Annotated in this window: 16 protein-coding genes; 13 read left to right on the top strand and 3 right to left on the bottom strand. The window is 39.6% G+C overall.

Translation table 11 applies throughout. The features are described 5' to 3' along the window. Positions 1 to 34 precede the first annotated feature (34 nt). Both pta and tsaE read left to right on the top strand, forming a co-directional pair. Complete coding sequence (gene pta / locus AC3XNE_RS08350; RefSeq protein ID WP_489831628.1) at positions 35 to 1,024, top strand: phosphate acetyltransferase; 990 nt, start codon at positions 35 to 37, stop codon at positions 1,022 to 1,024. A 25-nt stretch (positions 1,025 to 1,049) separates the two neighbouring features. Further along, the gene (tsaE, locus tag AC3XNE_RS08355; protein ID WP_489831629.1) at positions 1,050 to 1,514 is read left to right on the top strand and encodes a tRNA (adenosine(37)-N6)-threonylcarbamoyltransferase complex ATPase subunit type 1 TsaE; all 465 of its coding nucleotides are present in this window, start codon (positions 1,050 to 1,052) and stop codon (positions 1,512 to 1,514) included. A 74-nt stretch (positions 1,515 to 1,588) separates the two neighbouring features. Here the strand turns inward: tsaE and AC3XNE_RS08360 are convergent, their stop codons facing one another. After that, entirely contained in the window at positions 1,589 to 2,122 is a 534-nt protein-coding gene (locus AC3XNE_RS08360; RefSeq protein WP_489831630.1) for a 3'-5' exonuclease, read from the bottom strand. A gap of 352 nt (positions 2,123 to 2,474) precedes the next feature. Here AC3XNE_RS08360 and murB point away from each other — a divergent pair, with 352 nt between their 5' ends. After that, on the top strand, positions 2,475 to 3,383 hold the full coding sequence (murB, locus tag AC3XNE_RS08365) for a UDP-N-acetylmuramate dehydrogenase (RefSeq protein WP_489831631.1): 909 nt from the start codon (positions 2,475 to 2,477) through the stop codon (positions 3,381 to 3,383). A gap of 61 nt (positions 3,384 to 3,444) precedes the next feature. On the opposite strand, the gene AC3XNE_RS08370 is transcribed toward murB, so the two are convergent. Continuing rightward, a complete protein-coding gene (locus tag AC3XNE_RS08370) occupies positions 3,445 to 4,149 on the bottom strand; it encodes a DUF1361 domain-containing protein (protein WP_489831632.1) in 705 nt (234 codons plus the stop codon). 255 nt (positions 4,150 to 4,404) lie between these two features. On the opposite strand from AC3XNE_RS08370, the gene cdaA reads away from it, so the two are divergent. The 3 genes from cdaA to glmM are packed head-to-tail and all read left to right on the top strand — an operon-like array spanning position 4,405 to position 7,885. Continuing rightward, positions 4,405 to 5,247 carry a diadenylate cyclase CdaA gene (gene cdaA, locus AC3XNE_RS08375; RefSeq protein ID WP_489831633.1) on the top strand — a complete coding sequence of 281 codons (843 nt, stop codon included), beginning with the start codon at positions 4,405 to 4,407 and terminating at the stop codon, positions 5,245 to 5,247. Continuing rightward, positions 5,244 to 6,482 (top strand): CdaR family protein, encoded by a 1,239-nt coding sequence (locus AC3XNE_RS08380; RefSeq protein WP_489831634.1) that lies wholly within the window; start codon positions 5,244 to 5,246, stop codon positions 6,480 to 6,482. Before cdaA ends, AC3XNE_RS08380 begins: the two co-directional genes overlap by 4 nt. Before the next feature lie 44 nt (positions 6,483 to 6,526). Continuing rightward, positions 6,527 to 7,885 carry a phosphoglucosamine mutase gene (glmM, locus tag AC3XNE_RS08385; RefSeq protein WP_489831635.1) on the top strand — a complete coding sequence of 453 codons (1,359 nt, stop codon included), beginning with the start codon at positions 6,527 to 6,529 and terminating at the stop codon, positions 7,883 to 7,885. Between the two features lie 152 nt (positions 7,886 to 8,037). Here glmM and AC3XNE_RS08390 read toward each other — a convergent pair whose 3' ends face one another. Then, complete coding sequence (locus tag AC3XNE_RS08390; protein WP_489831636.1) at positions 8,038 to 8,286, bottom strand: hypothetical protein; 249 nt, start codon at positions 8,284 to 8,286, stop codon at positions 8,038 to 8,040. 316 nt (positions 8,287 to 8,602) lie between these two features. Here AC3XNE_RS08390 and AC3XNE_RS08395 point away from each other — a divergent pair, with 316 nt between their 5' ends. The 7 genes from AC3XNE_RS08395 (at position 8,603) to phoU (ending at position 14,231) form a co-directional block, all read left to right on the top strand. Beyond that, a complete protein-coding gene (locus tag AC3XNE_RS08395; protein WP_489833394.1) occupies positions 8,603 to 8,911 on the top strand; it encodes a hypothetical protein in 309 nt (102 codons plus the stop codon). Positions 8,912 to 9,101: 190 nt separating this feature from the next. Further along, positions 9,102 to 9,968 carry a phosphate ABC transporter substrate-binding protein PstS family protein gene (locus AC3XNE_RS08400; RefSeq protein WP_489831637.1) on the top strand — a complete coding sequence of 289 codons (867 nt, stop codon included), beginning with the start codon at positions 9,102 to 9,104 and terminating at the stop codon, positions 9,966 to 9,968. 16 nt (positions 9,969 to 9,984) lie between these two features. Then, positions 9,985 to 10,902 (top strand): phosphate ABC transporter permease subunit PstC, encoded by a 918-nt coding sequence (gene pstC / locus AC3XNE_RS08405; RefSeq protein ID WP_489831638.1) that lies wholly within the window; start codon positions 9,985 to 9,987, stop codon positions 10,900 to 10,902. Then, positions 10,902 to 11,792, top strand: coding sequence for a phosphate ABC transporter permease PstA (gene pstA, locus AC3XNE_RS08410; RefSeq protein WP_489831639.1), 891 nt, complete (start codon positions 10,902 to 10,904; stop codon positions 11,790 to 11,792). Before pstC ends, pstA begins: the two co-directional genes overlap by 1 nt. A gap of 173 nt (positions 11,793 to 11,965) precedes the next feature. Next, positions 11,966 to 12,775 carry a phosphate ABC transporter ATP-binding protein PstB gene (pstB, locus tag AC3XNE_RS08415; RefSeq protein WP_489831640.1) on the top strand — a complete coding sequence of 270 codons (810 nt, stop codon included), beginning with the start codon at positions 11,966 to 11,968 and terminating at the stop codon, positions 12,773 to 12,775. Further along, positions 12,775 to 13,551 carry a phosphate ABC transporter ATP-binding protein PstB gene (gene pstB / locus AC3XNE_RS08420; RefSeq protein ID WP_489831641.1) on the top strand — a complete coding sequence of 259 codons (777 nt, stop codon included), beginning with the start codon at positions 12,775 to 12,777 and terminating at the stop codon, positions 13,549 to 13,551. Before pstB (AC3XNE_RS08415) ends, pstB (AC3XNE_RS08420) begins: the two co-directional genes overlap by 1 nt. A 14-nt stretch (positions 13,552 to 13,565) precedes the next feature. Next, positions 13,566 to 14,231: a phosphate signaling complex protein PhoU gene (phoU, locus tag AC3XNE_RS08425; RefSeq protein WP_489831642.1), complete on the top strand. Its 666-nt coding sequence runs from the start codon at positions 13,566 to 13,568 to the stop codon at positions 14,229 to 14,231. The last annotated feature ends 58 nt before the right edge of the window (positions 14,232 to 14,289 follow it).

Below are 14,289 nucleotides of genomic sequence, written 5' to 3' on the forward strand. Positions count from 1 at the left end.
ATAAGAATGTATAACAACAGAGAGGAGTTTTATTATGGATCTATTTACAAGTTTAAAAGGGAAAATTAAAGGAAAAGATAAGGCGATCGTATTTCCTGAAGGAGAAGACGGCAGAGTCTTGGGTGCGGCACTACGTTTGGCACAAGAAGGTATCTTACGTCCGATCGTTTTGGGAAATGAAAGCAAAATTAAGGAATTGGCACATGATTTAGGTAAAGATGTGCTAGCCAATGTTACGCTGATCGACCCAGAAAAATACCCACAAAGTAATTTTGATGAAATGGTCGCTAAGTTTGTTGAGCGTCGAAATGGAAAAAACACTGAAGATCAAGCACGTGAATGGTTGAAAGACGTTAACTATTTTGGTACTATGCTGGTTTATATGAATAAAGCGGATGGTCTGGTATCTGGTGCAATGCATGCGACCAGTGACACTGTTCGTCCTGCCTTACAGATCATTAAGACTAAGCCGGGCTTGAAACGAACAAGCGGTGCGTTTATTATGACTCGTGATGATGGTGCGGAAACTTATGTTTTTGCCGATTGTGCGATCAACATTGACCCATCTGCAGAGGATCTAGCTGAGATCGCTGTTACTAGTGCGTCGACTGCGCGGTTGTTTGACATTGACCCTAAAGTTGCCATGCTGAGTTTTTCATCTAAAGGTTCGGCTAAAGGTGAACAAGTGGATAAAATGGTTCAGGCGACTGAATTAGCACATAAAAAAGCACCTTCCTTACCCCTTGATGGTGAATTGCAATTTGATGCTTCTTTCGTCCCAACAGTTGCTAAGCAAAAAGCACCAGGTTCTTCTGTAGCTGGACATGCTAATGTTTTTGTGTTCCCAGAACTGCAATCTGGTAATATTGGCTATAAGATCGCACAACGTTTTGGTGGGTTTGAAGCAATTGGTCCTATTTTGCAAGGCTTGAATGAACCTGTATCAGATTTGTCGCGTGGTTGCAATGAACAAGATGTATACAATGTTGCTGTCATGACAGCCGCTCAAGCTGTGATGGAATAATAAGCAACACAGGAAGAAGAATAAGATGGACTTTATTGCTCATAACGCAGATGATACACAAAAAATTGCTTTAAAAGTCGCACAGCAGTTGCAACCTGGAGATGTGATATTATTGCAAGGAGAGCTTGGTGCAGGTAAAACGACCTTTACCAAAGGACTTGCTTTAGGTTTAGGGATCCAGCGCAACATTAAGAGCCCAACTTTTACGTTGATCAGAGAGTATACCGAAGGATGTTTACCTTTATATCATATGGATGTGTATCGATTAGAAAACACAGGTGCTGCAGATCTTGGATTGGAAGAGTATTTCGACGGTAACGGAGTGTCAGTTGTTGAATGGCCGCAATTTGCAGCTGCCGATCTGCCGGCAGAGTATTTGACGATCATTTTTACCAAAAACAAAATCAACGACAATGAGCGGATTTTGACCTTTGAAGCGCATGGTTCAAGATATGATGAATTGTTAAGTGGTCTTAACGAAAATGAATAAATAAAAGCAGCAATTGAAAGTCGCGAGGTTCTTAGCACGTGGCGTTCAAATTGCTGCTTCTTTGTATTTAAGGATCAGTAAGATCTGACCAGTGGTTTTAAAACATCTGAGCCGAATTGTTGTGCTTCAGAAAGTAAGATCTGTGCACACGCTTGGCTATCAGCTAAGGCATTATGGTGATGCTCTAAAGAAATTGACAAGAAATCACAGACAGTGTTTAACTTGTAATTTGGTAGGTCATTTAAAAGTTGGCGGCTTGTTTTCAAAGTATCTAAGACCATAAAATTAGGAACGGGCAGTTGATAAAAAGTTAGTGTCTTTCTTAGAACGCTCACATCAAAGGAAGCGTTATGTGCAACTACCAATTTTTGCGGGCTGAAGAAAGATGAAATATGCGGCCAAAGTTGCGGAAAAGTCGGCGAATCTACCACATCTTGTGGAGTGATCCCGTGGACACGGATGTTATTAGGCGAAAATTCTGTTGCCGGTTTTATCAAAGAATACATTTCATCGATCACTTGATCATTGCGTACCACTGTAAGCGCAAGTGAACAAGCACTATAACGCTTGGGACTAGCTGTTTCAAAATCAAATGCTATAAAATCCATAAAAAACTCCTTAATCATAATACAGAGCGGGGACGAGCGGGTAGAAGCTCGCTAGACGAAACTTCTTGCTTGTTGTGACTCGACGATAAAAACAGAGCACAACATGGCGTCCAGAATATGTGCACTAACTTGCATACGATAATAATGTGTCCTTGAGCAGTATAGTGTGCAAGTTGGTTAGACACGGCCTTCTGTTATGTTTAGCTCGACTAGCATAATGAAAAAATAAAAATAATTATTTGGAACGCACATTTATTATATGCTGTAAAAAGAAAAACTTTTATAATGCACCTATTATAGCAGAAAAATGTTAAAATAAACGATAGTATAATCATTAAGTGAGGAAAAATAAATGTTTGCAACAAACAAAATAACAGAGAAGGAACCGCAAAACGTCGAAATTTTAAGGCAAGAGTCGTTATCACACTATACCAATACTTGTACTGGTGGTCCTGCCGATCTTTTGGCTTTCCCTGAAAAGCTGGAAGAATTACAATTTTTATGTCGTTGGGCAAAAAATCAAGGTATTCCGGTTACTATTTTAGGTAATGCTAGTAATTTGATAGTTAAAGATGGTGGTATTCGTGGTTTGGTGATCATCTTGACTAGTATGTCTAACATAACCGTTGATGGTGATCAGGTTATCGCGCAAGCAGGGGTGCCAATGATCAAAACAACACAAACAGCATGTAAGGCGGGATTAAGCGGACTTGAATTTGCCGCTGGTATACCGGGCAGTGTCGGTGGCGCAATTTTTATGAATGCAGGTGCATATGGCGGTGAGATCAAAGACGCGGTTAAAGAAGTTTTAATAGTTGATTATGATGGTAATGAAAAGAAGTATTCCAACGAAGAAATGGATTTTAGCTATCGTCATAGTCGGATCCAGGAAGAAAAGTCGATCGTGGTTCAAGCAACTTTTGCTTTGGAGGCAAAAGATAAAGACCAGATCCAAGAACAAATGTATCAGTTGAATTTTTTGCGCGCCTCTAAGCAGCCGTTGGAATATCCATCATGTGGGAGTGTTTTCAAACGTCCGCGAGGCTATTATACGGGCAAGTTGATCCATGATGCAGGTTTACAAGGGTATAGCGCTGGTGGAGCCCAGATCTCTACTAAACATGCAGGCTTCATCGTCAATAAGGGTGGAGCCACGGCTACAGACTATCTACAAGTCATTCATCATGTTCAAGCGGTGATCAAACAGGAATTTGGGGTCAATTTAGAAACTGAGGTCAGGATCTTAGGTGAAGAACAATAGTTGATATTTGTTTAAAAAAAACAGACAAAAAGGAGCTTTTCGGAGAAGAGCTCCTTTTTGTCTACACTTGGCTTTTATTATTTTCAATTTTTTTAGCGGGCTGTTCTTCTATTTTTGAGTTTGCCTTTAAATAGCAACGTAATGTGATCCAGACGACCATCTGGATGATGGTCATGAAAACGACAAAAATCAACATACGTGGGCTCCACATTTTTACTAATTCGTTAATGACCCAATCAGGGATGAAAAATAGATAGGCGGTGTGGAGACGCAAGAATCGGCCAACATAAACCCCTACGGAAGAAGCTAAGATAAAAATAACAACTAGAACGTTTCGTAACCACGTCACGTGTAATTTAGCTTTCAACATAATTTGATCTGCCACGTATTCTAAGCTCCATGTCCCTAAAATCGTACAGGATAATGCACTGACTATCAGATTAGTAAATGTTAACCACATGTGTAAATTAAATGCCATCAGTCCTGTCGTATGGTTATATGGATCTATACTTGATAAATGAAACAGATCGGTCAGTAAATAAGGGGCATTTGGGAAGAATAGCAACCACAGAATTATCAATATCAAAAAAATGATCGTCGGTTGTTTGTGGTCAATATGCATTGCTGCTTCTATGGTCAAATAGCCTAAAAATGTGTTCAAGAGAAGAAAACTAAAGTATCCTCCCTGACGAAAAACAGTTAGATAGATGTATATCATATAAGCTAAAAAAGAAAGCCTGATCAACCATTTAATTTTTCGTGACATAATGTGCACCTTATTTCCAAAGTTATTAAGATATAGAAATATCTTACCAGCTATTAGATGAAAAAGTTGGAAAATAAGAAGATATTTAGATGATTTTAAAAAATGACAGTTAAAATAAGGTATAACGCAAAGCAATCTAAACAGAAGAAGACAGGTATTTTTTAGAGAAAATTTGTTAGATTTGGTTTTATTCGATACTGGCCGTTGGCTGTGCTATAATAAAAAGGTAAATTTTTTCAAAGGAGGGAATTCTGAGTGTCCTTTGACTGGAGCAATTTAATTACATGGCGTAACTTAACCGATCTATTGGATATATTAGTTGTTTGGTATGTTTTGTACAAACTTTTGATGTTGATCCGCGGGACTAAGGCTGTTCAGTTGTTTAAGGGTGTCGTGATCATTATCTTGATTAAAGTTCTCAGTGCTTGGCTAGGACTGCATACTGTTTCATGGATCATGGATCAGATCATTAACTGGGGAGTTATTGGGGCGATCGTTGTTTTTCAGCCAGAGATCCGTCGCGGATTAGAACATCTGGGGCGCGGCTGGCTTTTTGCGCCGAATCGTGGACAAAATGAGAATGAGAAGAATTTAGTGGCAGCTTTAGACAAAGCCATCCAGTATATGTCCAAAAGAAGGATCGGGGCGTTGATCTCAATTCAAATGAATACAGGGTTGGAAGACTACATTGAAACGGGGATCGATTTAGATGCCGAAGTCACCGGTGAGCTATTGATCAATATTTTCATTCCTAACACACCTTTACATGATGGGGCTGTTATTATCAGAAACAATAAGGTCGCTGTTGCGGCGGCTTATCTGCCACTATCTGAAAGTAACTTGATCCCCAAAGAGTTAGGCACGAGGCATCGTGCTGCGGTCGGGATCAGTGAAGTTACGGATGCTTTAACTATTGTTGTATCGGAAGAAACTGGTGGAGTTACGATCACTAAGAATAGTGAATTGATCCGTGACTTGTCACGAGAAGATTATTTGAAATTTTTGAAGAATGAACTGATCCCTAAAGAAGATGAGAAAAAGAGTAACCCCATTGCTCAGTTCTTTGAAGGTTTGTTCAAGGGGGGAGCTAAACATTGAAAATAGCTCAAATTTTTACTTCTAAAATTGCGTATAGTTTGATTGCTTTATTGCTGACTGTCTTTTTGTTTGTATATGTTAATTCTGAGCATCTAAATGGCGATGACAATCAATCACAGGTCAGTACTTCATTAATGAAGAATACTAGAGCGACTGTCAAGAAAGAACCGAATTTAAGGTATAACAGTAACAAGTATTATGTATCGGGTGTTCCAGAAAATGTGAAGGTTTCTTTGATCGGTCCGAGTGGCTTGGTGAAGGCAGCTAAAAACACGGGAAACTTTCAGTTAGTTGCAGATTTAAGCGACCTAAAACCAGGAACACATATGGTCAAATTAAAAACTTCAGGTTTAAGTTCTGAGGTCAGTGCGCGGACTGACCCTGAAAAAATCAAGGTGAAGATCAGTAAAAAAGGCCAGGATTCTTTTCCTGTTCAAGTCCGCTATAATTCAAGCAAGATCGCTAAAGGCTATGCGGCGGGTGTAGCTAATTCAAATCGGCAGTCTGTAAAAGTCACTGGTGCTAGCAGCGACATTAAAAAAATCGAAAGCATCGTCGCAGATGTTAACCTAAGCGCTAACGTAAAAAGTTCAGTTTCACGTAACGTATTGTTGCGTGCGATCGATCGGAGCGGCAAGCAGCTTGATGTCACGATCTCTCCGCAAACTGCAAGGGTAAATGTTCCGATCTATTTAGCTTCTTCACACAAGAGCGTCCCAATTAGTTTAGTTTCCGGGGGGCAAGGCGCAGATGGGAAGGACTATGACTTTACAACTGATACCAAACATGTCACTTTAACTGGGACCAAAGATGCCTTAAAAAAGATCGACAGGCTCAAAGTCCCTGTGTCCATAGCTGGGGTAAGTTCTGATGAAGATCGTACCATATCTTTAGTTTCAAATCGTTCGGGGGTCACTGCAGTTTCTCCGGAGACGATCCAGGTGCATATTAATGTGAAAGATAATGAAGAAAAAGCAAGCGGCTCTAGCTCTTCATCGGCAGATACTACAAGCAGTAGTAGCACTAGCAGCACAAGCAGCAATGTTGGTGGCAGTAGCAATGGCAGCAGTACTAGCTATGAGCCAAACGCAGATTATGGTGAAAGTGAGTCCGAGCCTGAAGAGAGTTCTGATCAGCAAAATGACAGTTCTGCGCAAAAGCCAAGTGAAGAGAGCAGTTCATCGATGGATTCCATTTCTACAAGTAGTTCTGTGCAGTCTGCTGCTGGAGTCTAGTTTTTAAAAACAGATATTATTATAAGCATAAGGAGAAATTAAAGATGAAATATTTTGGAACAGATGGTGTTAGAGGTATAGCAAATGAGACATTAAGTCCTGAACTAGCATTTAAGCTGGGTCGTTGTGGTGGATATATTTTAACTAAGCACAAAAAGGATCCGGATAAGCCGGCCCGTGTATTAGTGGCACGAGACACACGGATCTCTGGTGAAATGTTGCAAGAGGCTTTGATCGCTGGCTTGCTTTCTGTTGGGATCGAAGTTTTCCCATTAGGTGTTATTACTACTCCTGGGGTGGCATATTTAGTTAGGTTGCAAGACGCTGATGCTGGTGTCATGATATCTGCTTCTCATAATCCGGTACCAGACAATGGGATCAAATTCTTCGGTGGAGATGGGTATAAACTCTCTGATGGTAAGGAAGAGGAAATCGAAGAGTTGTTAGTTAAAGAGACTGATGATCTTCCTCGCCCGTCTGCACAAGGTTTGGGAATGGTCAGTGAGTATCATGAAGGTGCCCTGAAATACATTCAATTTTTGGAACAAACGATCCCGGATGATTTAGAAGACATGCATGTCGCCATTGATGGAGCAAATGGTGCAACAAGTTCGATCGTTTCAAACTTATTTGCTGATTTGGGTGCTGACTTTGAAACAATGGCAACTAGCCCTGACGGTTTGAATATTAACGATAATGTTGGTTCAACGCATCCTGATGCCTTGAGTAAATTTGTAGTTGATCAAGGAGCCGAGGTCGGTGTGGCTTTTGATGGTGACGGAGACCGGTGTATTGCTGTCGATGAAAATGGTCAAATCGTTGATGGTGACAAGATCATGTATATTTGCGGTAAATACATGGATGAACGTGGACGTTTAAAAAAAGATACGATCGTCACAACTGTTATGAGTAATCTTGGTTTGTATAAGGCAATAGAAAAAAATGGTTTGGTTTCAGTAAAAACCAAAGTTGGAGACCGTTATGTTGTCGAAGAAATGCTCAAAAATGGGTATAATGTTGGTGGAGAACAGTCTGGTCACGTTGTTTTCTTAGATTTTAATACCACTGGAGATGGTATGTTAACGTCTTTACAATTACTAAATGTTATGAAACAGACTGGCAAAAAACTGTCTGAGTTAGCAGCCGAAGTGCAAACATATCCACAGGAATTAGTTAATGTCCGTGTGCAGGACAAAAAAGAAGCTTTAAGCAACCAAAAGATCAAAGACAAAATTGAAGAAGTCGAAACTAAGATGGGTGGAGAAGGTCGCATACTCGTTCGCCCAAGTGGTACAGAAGACTTGCTGCGTGTGATGGCTGAAGCAGCGACACCTGAATTAGTTCATGATTATGTCATGGAGATCGTTAATGTCGTTAAAGCTGAAGTTGGAGTAGAGGAATAAATTTTATATAAGAGAGCTCTGAACACAAAATGTTCAGAGCTCTCTTTAAGTTAACAGAAGCAAGAATAGTAATTTTGTTAAGATAATATATTGTTGTCCGCATCTAATTTATGAATTGAATGTACAAGAATATAATATAACGAAGCGAGCCATTAGCGATAGAGTAAATTGAAAGTATAGTTTAAAATGCGGAAACCAAGATAGAAAATACTGGTCAATAATAGATGGTAAAGACATACACCTAATAGGATCAGCAAAAGCGTCCACAAATGAAATATGGCAAATAAAGTGCTGATCCCTGCTAACAATGATGAGAAGTGTATCAGCTCAAGAACAAAGTGAACAAGAATGAATGCCAGTGCGAGTTTTTGGCTAATAACCAATTGTTTTTTGTTGATCATATGTATCCTCCTAGCACCTGTCAATTTGATACATTCATTATATTATGAGATAGTTGGAGAATTCAAAGAAAATGAGGGGATTTTTCCAATAAAAAAATTTAAAGCATGCAGTTTTTAGCGCATAAAAATATTTTTTTATTTTTATTGACAACGTTTTCATCATGGTCTATACTTTGATAGTAAGGTATTTAGTAATTTACCTTCTAATCAATTCTCTTTCTCTCTTATGCCGCCCCCGACAGATTTTCTGCCGGTGGTTTTTTTGACAGTATAGAGAAGCCCCGTATATAATTTAACGGAGGGAAAGGATGTCAATATATTGAGTAATGAAGTTTTAACGCTGATCGAAGAGATCACAAGAAATGATGGTTCTCGTTATTATGAAATTTCCAATATGGTTCAAAATGGGAGAGCTGAATTAGCGGTAACTAGAAATTTTATCAAGAGTGTTAGGATCGTGCAGTTAAACATCCCACGCTCTTCAAACGTTATTAAGTACGAAAAATATATCAACGATAATTTTACAATGCCAACTGAGCAAATGGATCACTTTGAAGAATGGACTAAGACTCCCGAAATGGAAGAAGTAGTCCAGGCTATTTTACATGAAAATCATATTGCATAAAGCTATGATAGAGAGTCATAAAATAAAAACAAATACGAAAATTGTGCTGTAACGAGGTATTTTATCTCAAGTTATGGCACAATTTTTATTTTGTCTTTTTTTAAAACATAATCTTTACACGTTCTTTACATAAAACAGGAATGGTCTTTACATAAGGTAGATAAAATAATCATGAAAGGAAAGAATAGCTATGAAAAAAATTTATTTACTTTGGGCTTTTGTAGCCATGTTCTTCGTTTTAACAGGTTGTTCTTCTGGAAAGTCAACTCAATCATCTCCTATGATCCAAGTAGTTGGTTCTAGTGCAATGCAACCCATTGTTGAAATGGGTGCACACGAATATCAGAAAGAAAACCTTGAACAAAAAATCACTGTACAAGGAGGAGGCTCAGGGACTGGACTTAGTCAAGTACAAAGTGGGGCTGTTGATATTGGGAACTCTGATATTTTCGCTGCACAACAAAAGGGGATCAATGAAAAGAAATTGAAAGATCATAAATTAGCCGTCATTGGTGTGGCCCCGATAGTTAATAAAGACGTCGGTGTTACAAATATAACTATGGCGCAGTTGCAGAAAATTTTTACGGGTCAATATACTAACTGGAAACAACTTGGCGGCAAAAATATGGAGATCGTGGTGATTGATCGAGCTAGTGGGAGTGGAACACGTGCAATTTTTGATGAAGGAGTCATCAAAGAAAGTAAAAAAATGAAAGCACAGGAACAAGATTCTAACGGGTCTGTGCAGCATATGGTAGCTGATACCCCAGGAGCAATCAGCTATGTATCGTTTCCTTATCTAAAAAATACATTTGTTGCTTTAAAGATAGATGGTGTGGCTCCGACAGCAAAAAATGTCACCACCAATAAATGGAAGCTGTGGGGATATGAACATATGTATACTAAAAAGGATCCTTCAAAACAAACGAGTGCTTTCATCAAATATTTAGTTACTTCTGATCGCATCCAAGAAAAATTACTTTCAAGGTTAGATTATATTTCGATCAGAGACATGACGGTAACTAAAAATCAAAACGGGCATGTTATGCCTAAGTAAAAAAGGGGGGCTGAATATGGATCCTATCAAAAAGAAGATTCAGAATCGATCAAAAGAAACTAGACAAGAGTTAACAGGAAAAATTTTAACTTATTCGGCGATGACGCTGATCGTAGCAGTGGTTTTATCGATCTTTGTTTTCGTTGCTTCAAAGGGGGTCGCAACTTTTAGCCAGAACCACGCTAGTTTAAAAGACTTTCTCTTTACGACTGATTGGTCGCCGACTGCAAAAGGAAGTGACGGTCGTCCTTTAGTCGGAGCTTTGCCAATGATAGTAGGCTCATTTGGAGTAACTTTCTTGGCCGTTTTATTTGCAACTCCGTTTGCAGTTGGTACTGCCTTATACATGACAGAAATTGCTAGCAAAAAAGGACGCAGCTTCTTGCAGATCGTCACAGAGCTGCTGGTCGGGATCCCATCGGTCGTTTACGGCTTTATTGGTTTAAATGTTGTGGTACCATTTGTCAGGAGCCATCTTGGTGGTTCAGGATACGGTATTTTGTCGGGCGCCTTTGTTTTGTTTGTGATGGTTTTACCGACAGTTACTTCTTTAACGGTCGATAGTCTTCGGGCAGTACCTGCGTACTATAAGTCTGCGTCTCTGGCTTTGGGGGCAACTGAGTGGCAAACTATTTATAAAGTAATTCTACGTGCTGCGTTGCCTGGTATCTTAACGGCTGTAATTTTTGGCATGGCGCGGGCGTTTGGTGAAGCCTTAGCTGTTCAAATGGTTATTGGTAATGCTACTTTAATGCCAAAGGGATTGTTGTCTGCCTCTTCAACTTTAACGAGTGTCTTGACGATGGGGATCGGCAACACGGTTATGGGTACCGTTGGAAACAATGCTTTGTGGTCATTAGCGTTAGTCTTGTTACTAATGTCGCTAGTTTTCAATTTGTTAGTCAAATGGATCGGTAGAAAGGGGCGCTTTTAATGGATCCTAAAACAATGAATAAGGTAGCTTTGACTACTATTAAAATTATTGCTGGCTTAGTTGTTTTGATCTTAGCGTTTCTGCTAGGTCGGATCTTGCTTCAAGGTGTCCCACATATTTCTTGGCACTTTTTGACTTCACCTTCGCAAGAATTTGTTTCAGGCGGGGGGATCTCTTATCAACTGTTTAATTCGTTTTATCTATTAGTTTTGACTCTTTTGATTTCTTTTCCGATCTCATTGGGTGCAGGCATCTTTTTATCAGAGTATGCTCCAAAAAACTGGTTGACTGAAGTTTTGAGAATGTCGATCGAAATATTGAGTTCGCTTCCTTCAGTTGTTGTTGGACTATTTGGTTTTCTGTTATTTGTGGTTCAATTTAAAATGGGCTTTTCGATCATTGCCGGGGCTATCGCCTTAACATTTTTCAATTTACCCTTGCTGACTAGTAATGTCGAGCAAGCACTTAACAGTGTCTCTGATCTGCAAAGAGAAGAGGGGATGGCTTTAGGCCTTTCCAAGTGGAAGACGGTTATTAAAGTGATCATTCCTGAAGCATTGCCAGGGATCGTAACAGGGATCGTTTTGGGTGCTGGTCGGGTCTTTGGTGAAGCTGCTGCTTTGATCTATACTGCTGGCCAAAGCGCATCTACGATCGACTTTACAAACTGGAATCCGTTTAACGCTGCTAGTCCGTTAAATTGGTCGCGTCCTGCAGAGACACTAGCAGTTCATATTTGGAAAATTAATTCCGAAGGTATTATGCCGGATGCCGCAGCAGTTTCGGCGGGTACCTCAGCCGTACTGATCATTGTAGTTTTGATTTTCAACTTGTCGGCGAGGTATCTGGGAAATAAAATATATCGTAGATATACGGCGAGTGAAAAATAAAGAAAGCGAAACAAGCCGGTTAAGCCTCGAGCATTATCGGAGACCGACTATAAAACGGAATGGTTCGGGCCAACTTGTCTTGTGTAGTTCAACTAAAACTAAGTAAATAAGTTGGCTAGGCTTTGATAAAGGTCAGGTTCGCTAAAAATGATTTAAGAAAGTGGAGGGTCAAAATGGACGTTGGAAAATATGATTTAAATGATACTGCTATCATGCAGTTTGACCCACAAGAAAAAGAAATGGCATTAACCACCAAAAATTTACAAGTTTATTATGGTGATAACCATGCGTTTTACGATGGTTCACTACAATTTGAAAGATATAAGATCACGGCCTTGATCGGTGCTTCAGGTTCTGGAAAATCGACATTTTTGCGTTCATTGAATCGGATGAATGATGGGATCGCTAGGGTCGATGGTAATATCTGGTATAGAAACTTGGATATTAATTCTTCAGCGATCAATGTCTATGAAATGAGAAAACATATTGGGATGGTTTTTCAGAGGCCTAATCCGTTTTCCAAATCTATCAGAGAAAATATCACCTTTGCAGTTAAAGAAAACGGGGTCAAGGGTAAGAAAAAGTTAGAAGAAATAGTTGAAAGCAGCTTAAAACGAGCAGCTTTATGGGATGAGGTCAAAGATCAGCTTGATTCTAGTGCATTAGCATTATCCGGCGGGCAGCAACAGCGTTTGTGTATTGCCCGAGCGATCGCAATGCAACCGGATATTTTATTAATGGATGAACCTGCTAGTGCGCTTGATCCGATCTCGACTTTAAAGGTTGAGGAAACGATGACGGAATTGAAGAAACATTATACGATCATCATCGTGACTCATAATATGCAACAGGCTTCCCGGGTTAGTGATTATACAGCTTTTTTCCATCTGGGACATATTATTGAGTATGATAAAACGAAAAATATCTTTACATTTCCGCAAAAAAGGGCAACTGACGATTATGTTTCTGGCAATTTTGGTTAATGATACGAGGGGGTAATGTGGTGAATGATTATATTGCCACACACAATGTTCACTTATATTACGGTGAAAATGAAGCGTTGAAAGGAATTGACTTGGTTTTTCCTGATAATGGGATCCATGCTTTGATCGGGCCATCAGGTTGTGGGAAGTCAACGTATTTACGATGTTTAAATAGGATGAATGATTTGATACCGAATGTTAAAATTACTGGTAATGTAGAAATTGGCGGTTCAAATATTTATAGTCCAAAAACTGACACAGTTGAATTAAGACGCCAAGTCGGTATGGTTTTTCAACAACCAAACCCATTCCCGTTTTCGATCTATGATAATGTTTCTTATGGGCTAAAGTTAAGTGGGAAAAAGGATAAAGAGTTGATCGATGAACGTGTTGAAACTGCTTTAAAACAAGCCGCGGTGTGGGATGAAGTCAAAGATGACTTAGGTAAAAGCGCTCTGTCCTTATCTGGTGGGCAACAGCAACGTGTTTGTATCGCAAGAGTTTTAGCGGTTCAGCCGTCAGTAATTTTGCTGGATGAACCCACAAGTGCGCTTGACCCGGTTTCTAGTAATTTGATCGAAGAAATGTTACTGACACTCCGGGAAGATTATACGTGTATTATGGTAACTCATAATTTGCAACAGGCGTCGCGTATTTCAGATACCACTTCTTTTTTTCTGACGGGTGATTTAATTGAAACTGGTCGTACCAAAGATATTTTTGTTGAGCCGAAAAAACAACAAACAGATGATTATCTGAGCGGTAGGTTCGGATAGGAGGAGTGAAATCAATGAGTAGACTACTTGATGAACAGATCAAAAATCTCAAGCTCAGTTTTATCACAATGGGCCTAAATGTTTCGACGGCCTTGAGCGATGCAGTAGATGCTTGGTCCGATCATGATGCTGTATTGGCACAAACTGTGATCGATGGAGATGAAAAAATCAATGAACAAGAGATACATTTAGAAGGAAAATCTGCCCAAATAATTGCTTTACAGCAACCCGTGGCCGGCGATCTGTGGAAGATCGTTGCTATCTTAAAAGCAAGTTCAGACTTAGAACGTCTCGCTGACCATGCGATCCACGTTGCGAAAAAAGCAGCAAGACAACAACTGGGGCCGAGTGATACTGAGTTAAACGAATTATTGATAAAGATGGCCGAAAATGACAAACAAATGTTAACTGAGATCTTACAGGCTTATTCTGATCTTGATGATGACACGGCTGTGAAAATTTCTGAAAAAGATCACTTAACTGACGGATATTTGCAGCAAGTTAATCAAATTATTATTCAGCGAATCAAAGACGAACCCAACTTTGCGATCGAGGCTATCGACTATATAAAATTAGGCAATCACTTTGAAAGGATCGGAGACTATGTCACAAACATTGCCGAATGGATAGTCTATACTAAGCGTGGGAGGATCACCGAGCTGGGGAGCAGCGATTATTAGCCTGGAAAAAAGATTGAACGTGTTTATTTTCGTGTTGTTTGCATAGAGTTATGTAAAT

Source organism: Ligilactobacillus sp. JN-6 (Y).1 (genome assembly GCF_058111525.1).

Excerpts from the sequence above, each read along its gene's own strand:
- AC3XNE_RS08400 (WP_489831637.1), top strand. The coding sequence starts at position 9,102 with ATGAAAAAAATTTATTTACTTTGGGCTTTTGTAGCCATGTTCTTCGTT.
- pstB (WP_489831641.1), top strand. The coding sequence starts at position 12,775 with ATGATACGAGGGGGTAATGTGGTGAATGATTATATTGCCACACACAAT.
- pstB (WP_489831640.1), top strand. The coding sequence starts at position 11,966 with ATGGACGTTGGAAAATATGATTTAAATGATACTGCTATCATGCAGTTT.
- pstA (WP_489831639.1), top strand. The coding sequence starts at position 10,902 with ATGGATCCTAAAACAATGAATAAGGTAGCTTTGACTACTATTAAAATT.
- AC3XNE_RS08360 (WP_489831630.1), bottom strand. The coding sequence starts at position 2,122 with ATGGATTTTATAGCATTTGATTTTGAAACAGCTAGTCCCAAGCGTTAT.
- pstC (WP_489831638.1), top strand. The coding sequence starts at position 9,985 with ATGGATCCTATCAAAAAGAAGATTCAGAATCGATCAAAAGAAACTAGA.
- tsaE (WP_489831629.1), top strand. The coding sequence starts at position 1,050 with ATGGACTTTATTGCTCATAACGCAGATGATACACAAAAAATTGCTTTA.
- AC3XNE_RS08370 (WP_489831632.1), bottom strand. The coding sequence starts at position 4,149 with ATGTCACGAAAAATTAAATGGTTGATCAGGCTTTCTTTTTTAGCTTAT.
- phoU (WP_489831642.1), top strand. The coding sequence starts at position 13,566 with ATGAGTAGACTACTTGATGAACAGATCAAAAATCTCAAGCTCAGTTTT.
- AC3XNE_RS08390 (WP_489831636.1), bottom strand. The coding sequence starts at position 8,286 with ATGATCAACAAAAAACAATTGGTTATTAGCCAAAAACTCGCACTGGCA.
- pta (WP_489831628.1), top strand. The coding sequence starts at position 35 with ATGGATCTATTTACAAGTTTAAAAGGGAAAATTAAAGGAAAAGATAAG.
- murB (WP_489831631.1), top strand. The coding sequence starts at position 2,475 with ATGTTTGCAACAAACAAAATAACAGAGAAGGAACCGCAAAACGTCGAA.
- glmM (WP_489831635.1), top strand. The coding sequence starts at position 6,527 with ATGAAATATTTTGGAACAGATGGTGTTAGAGGTATAGCAAATGAGACA.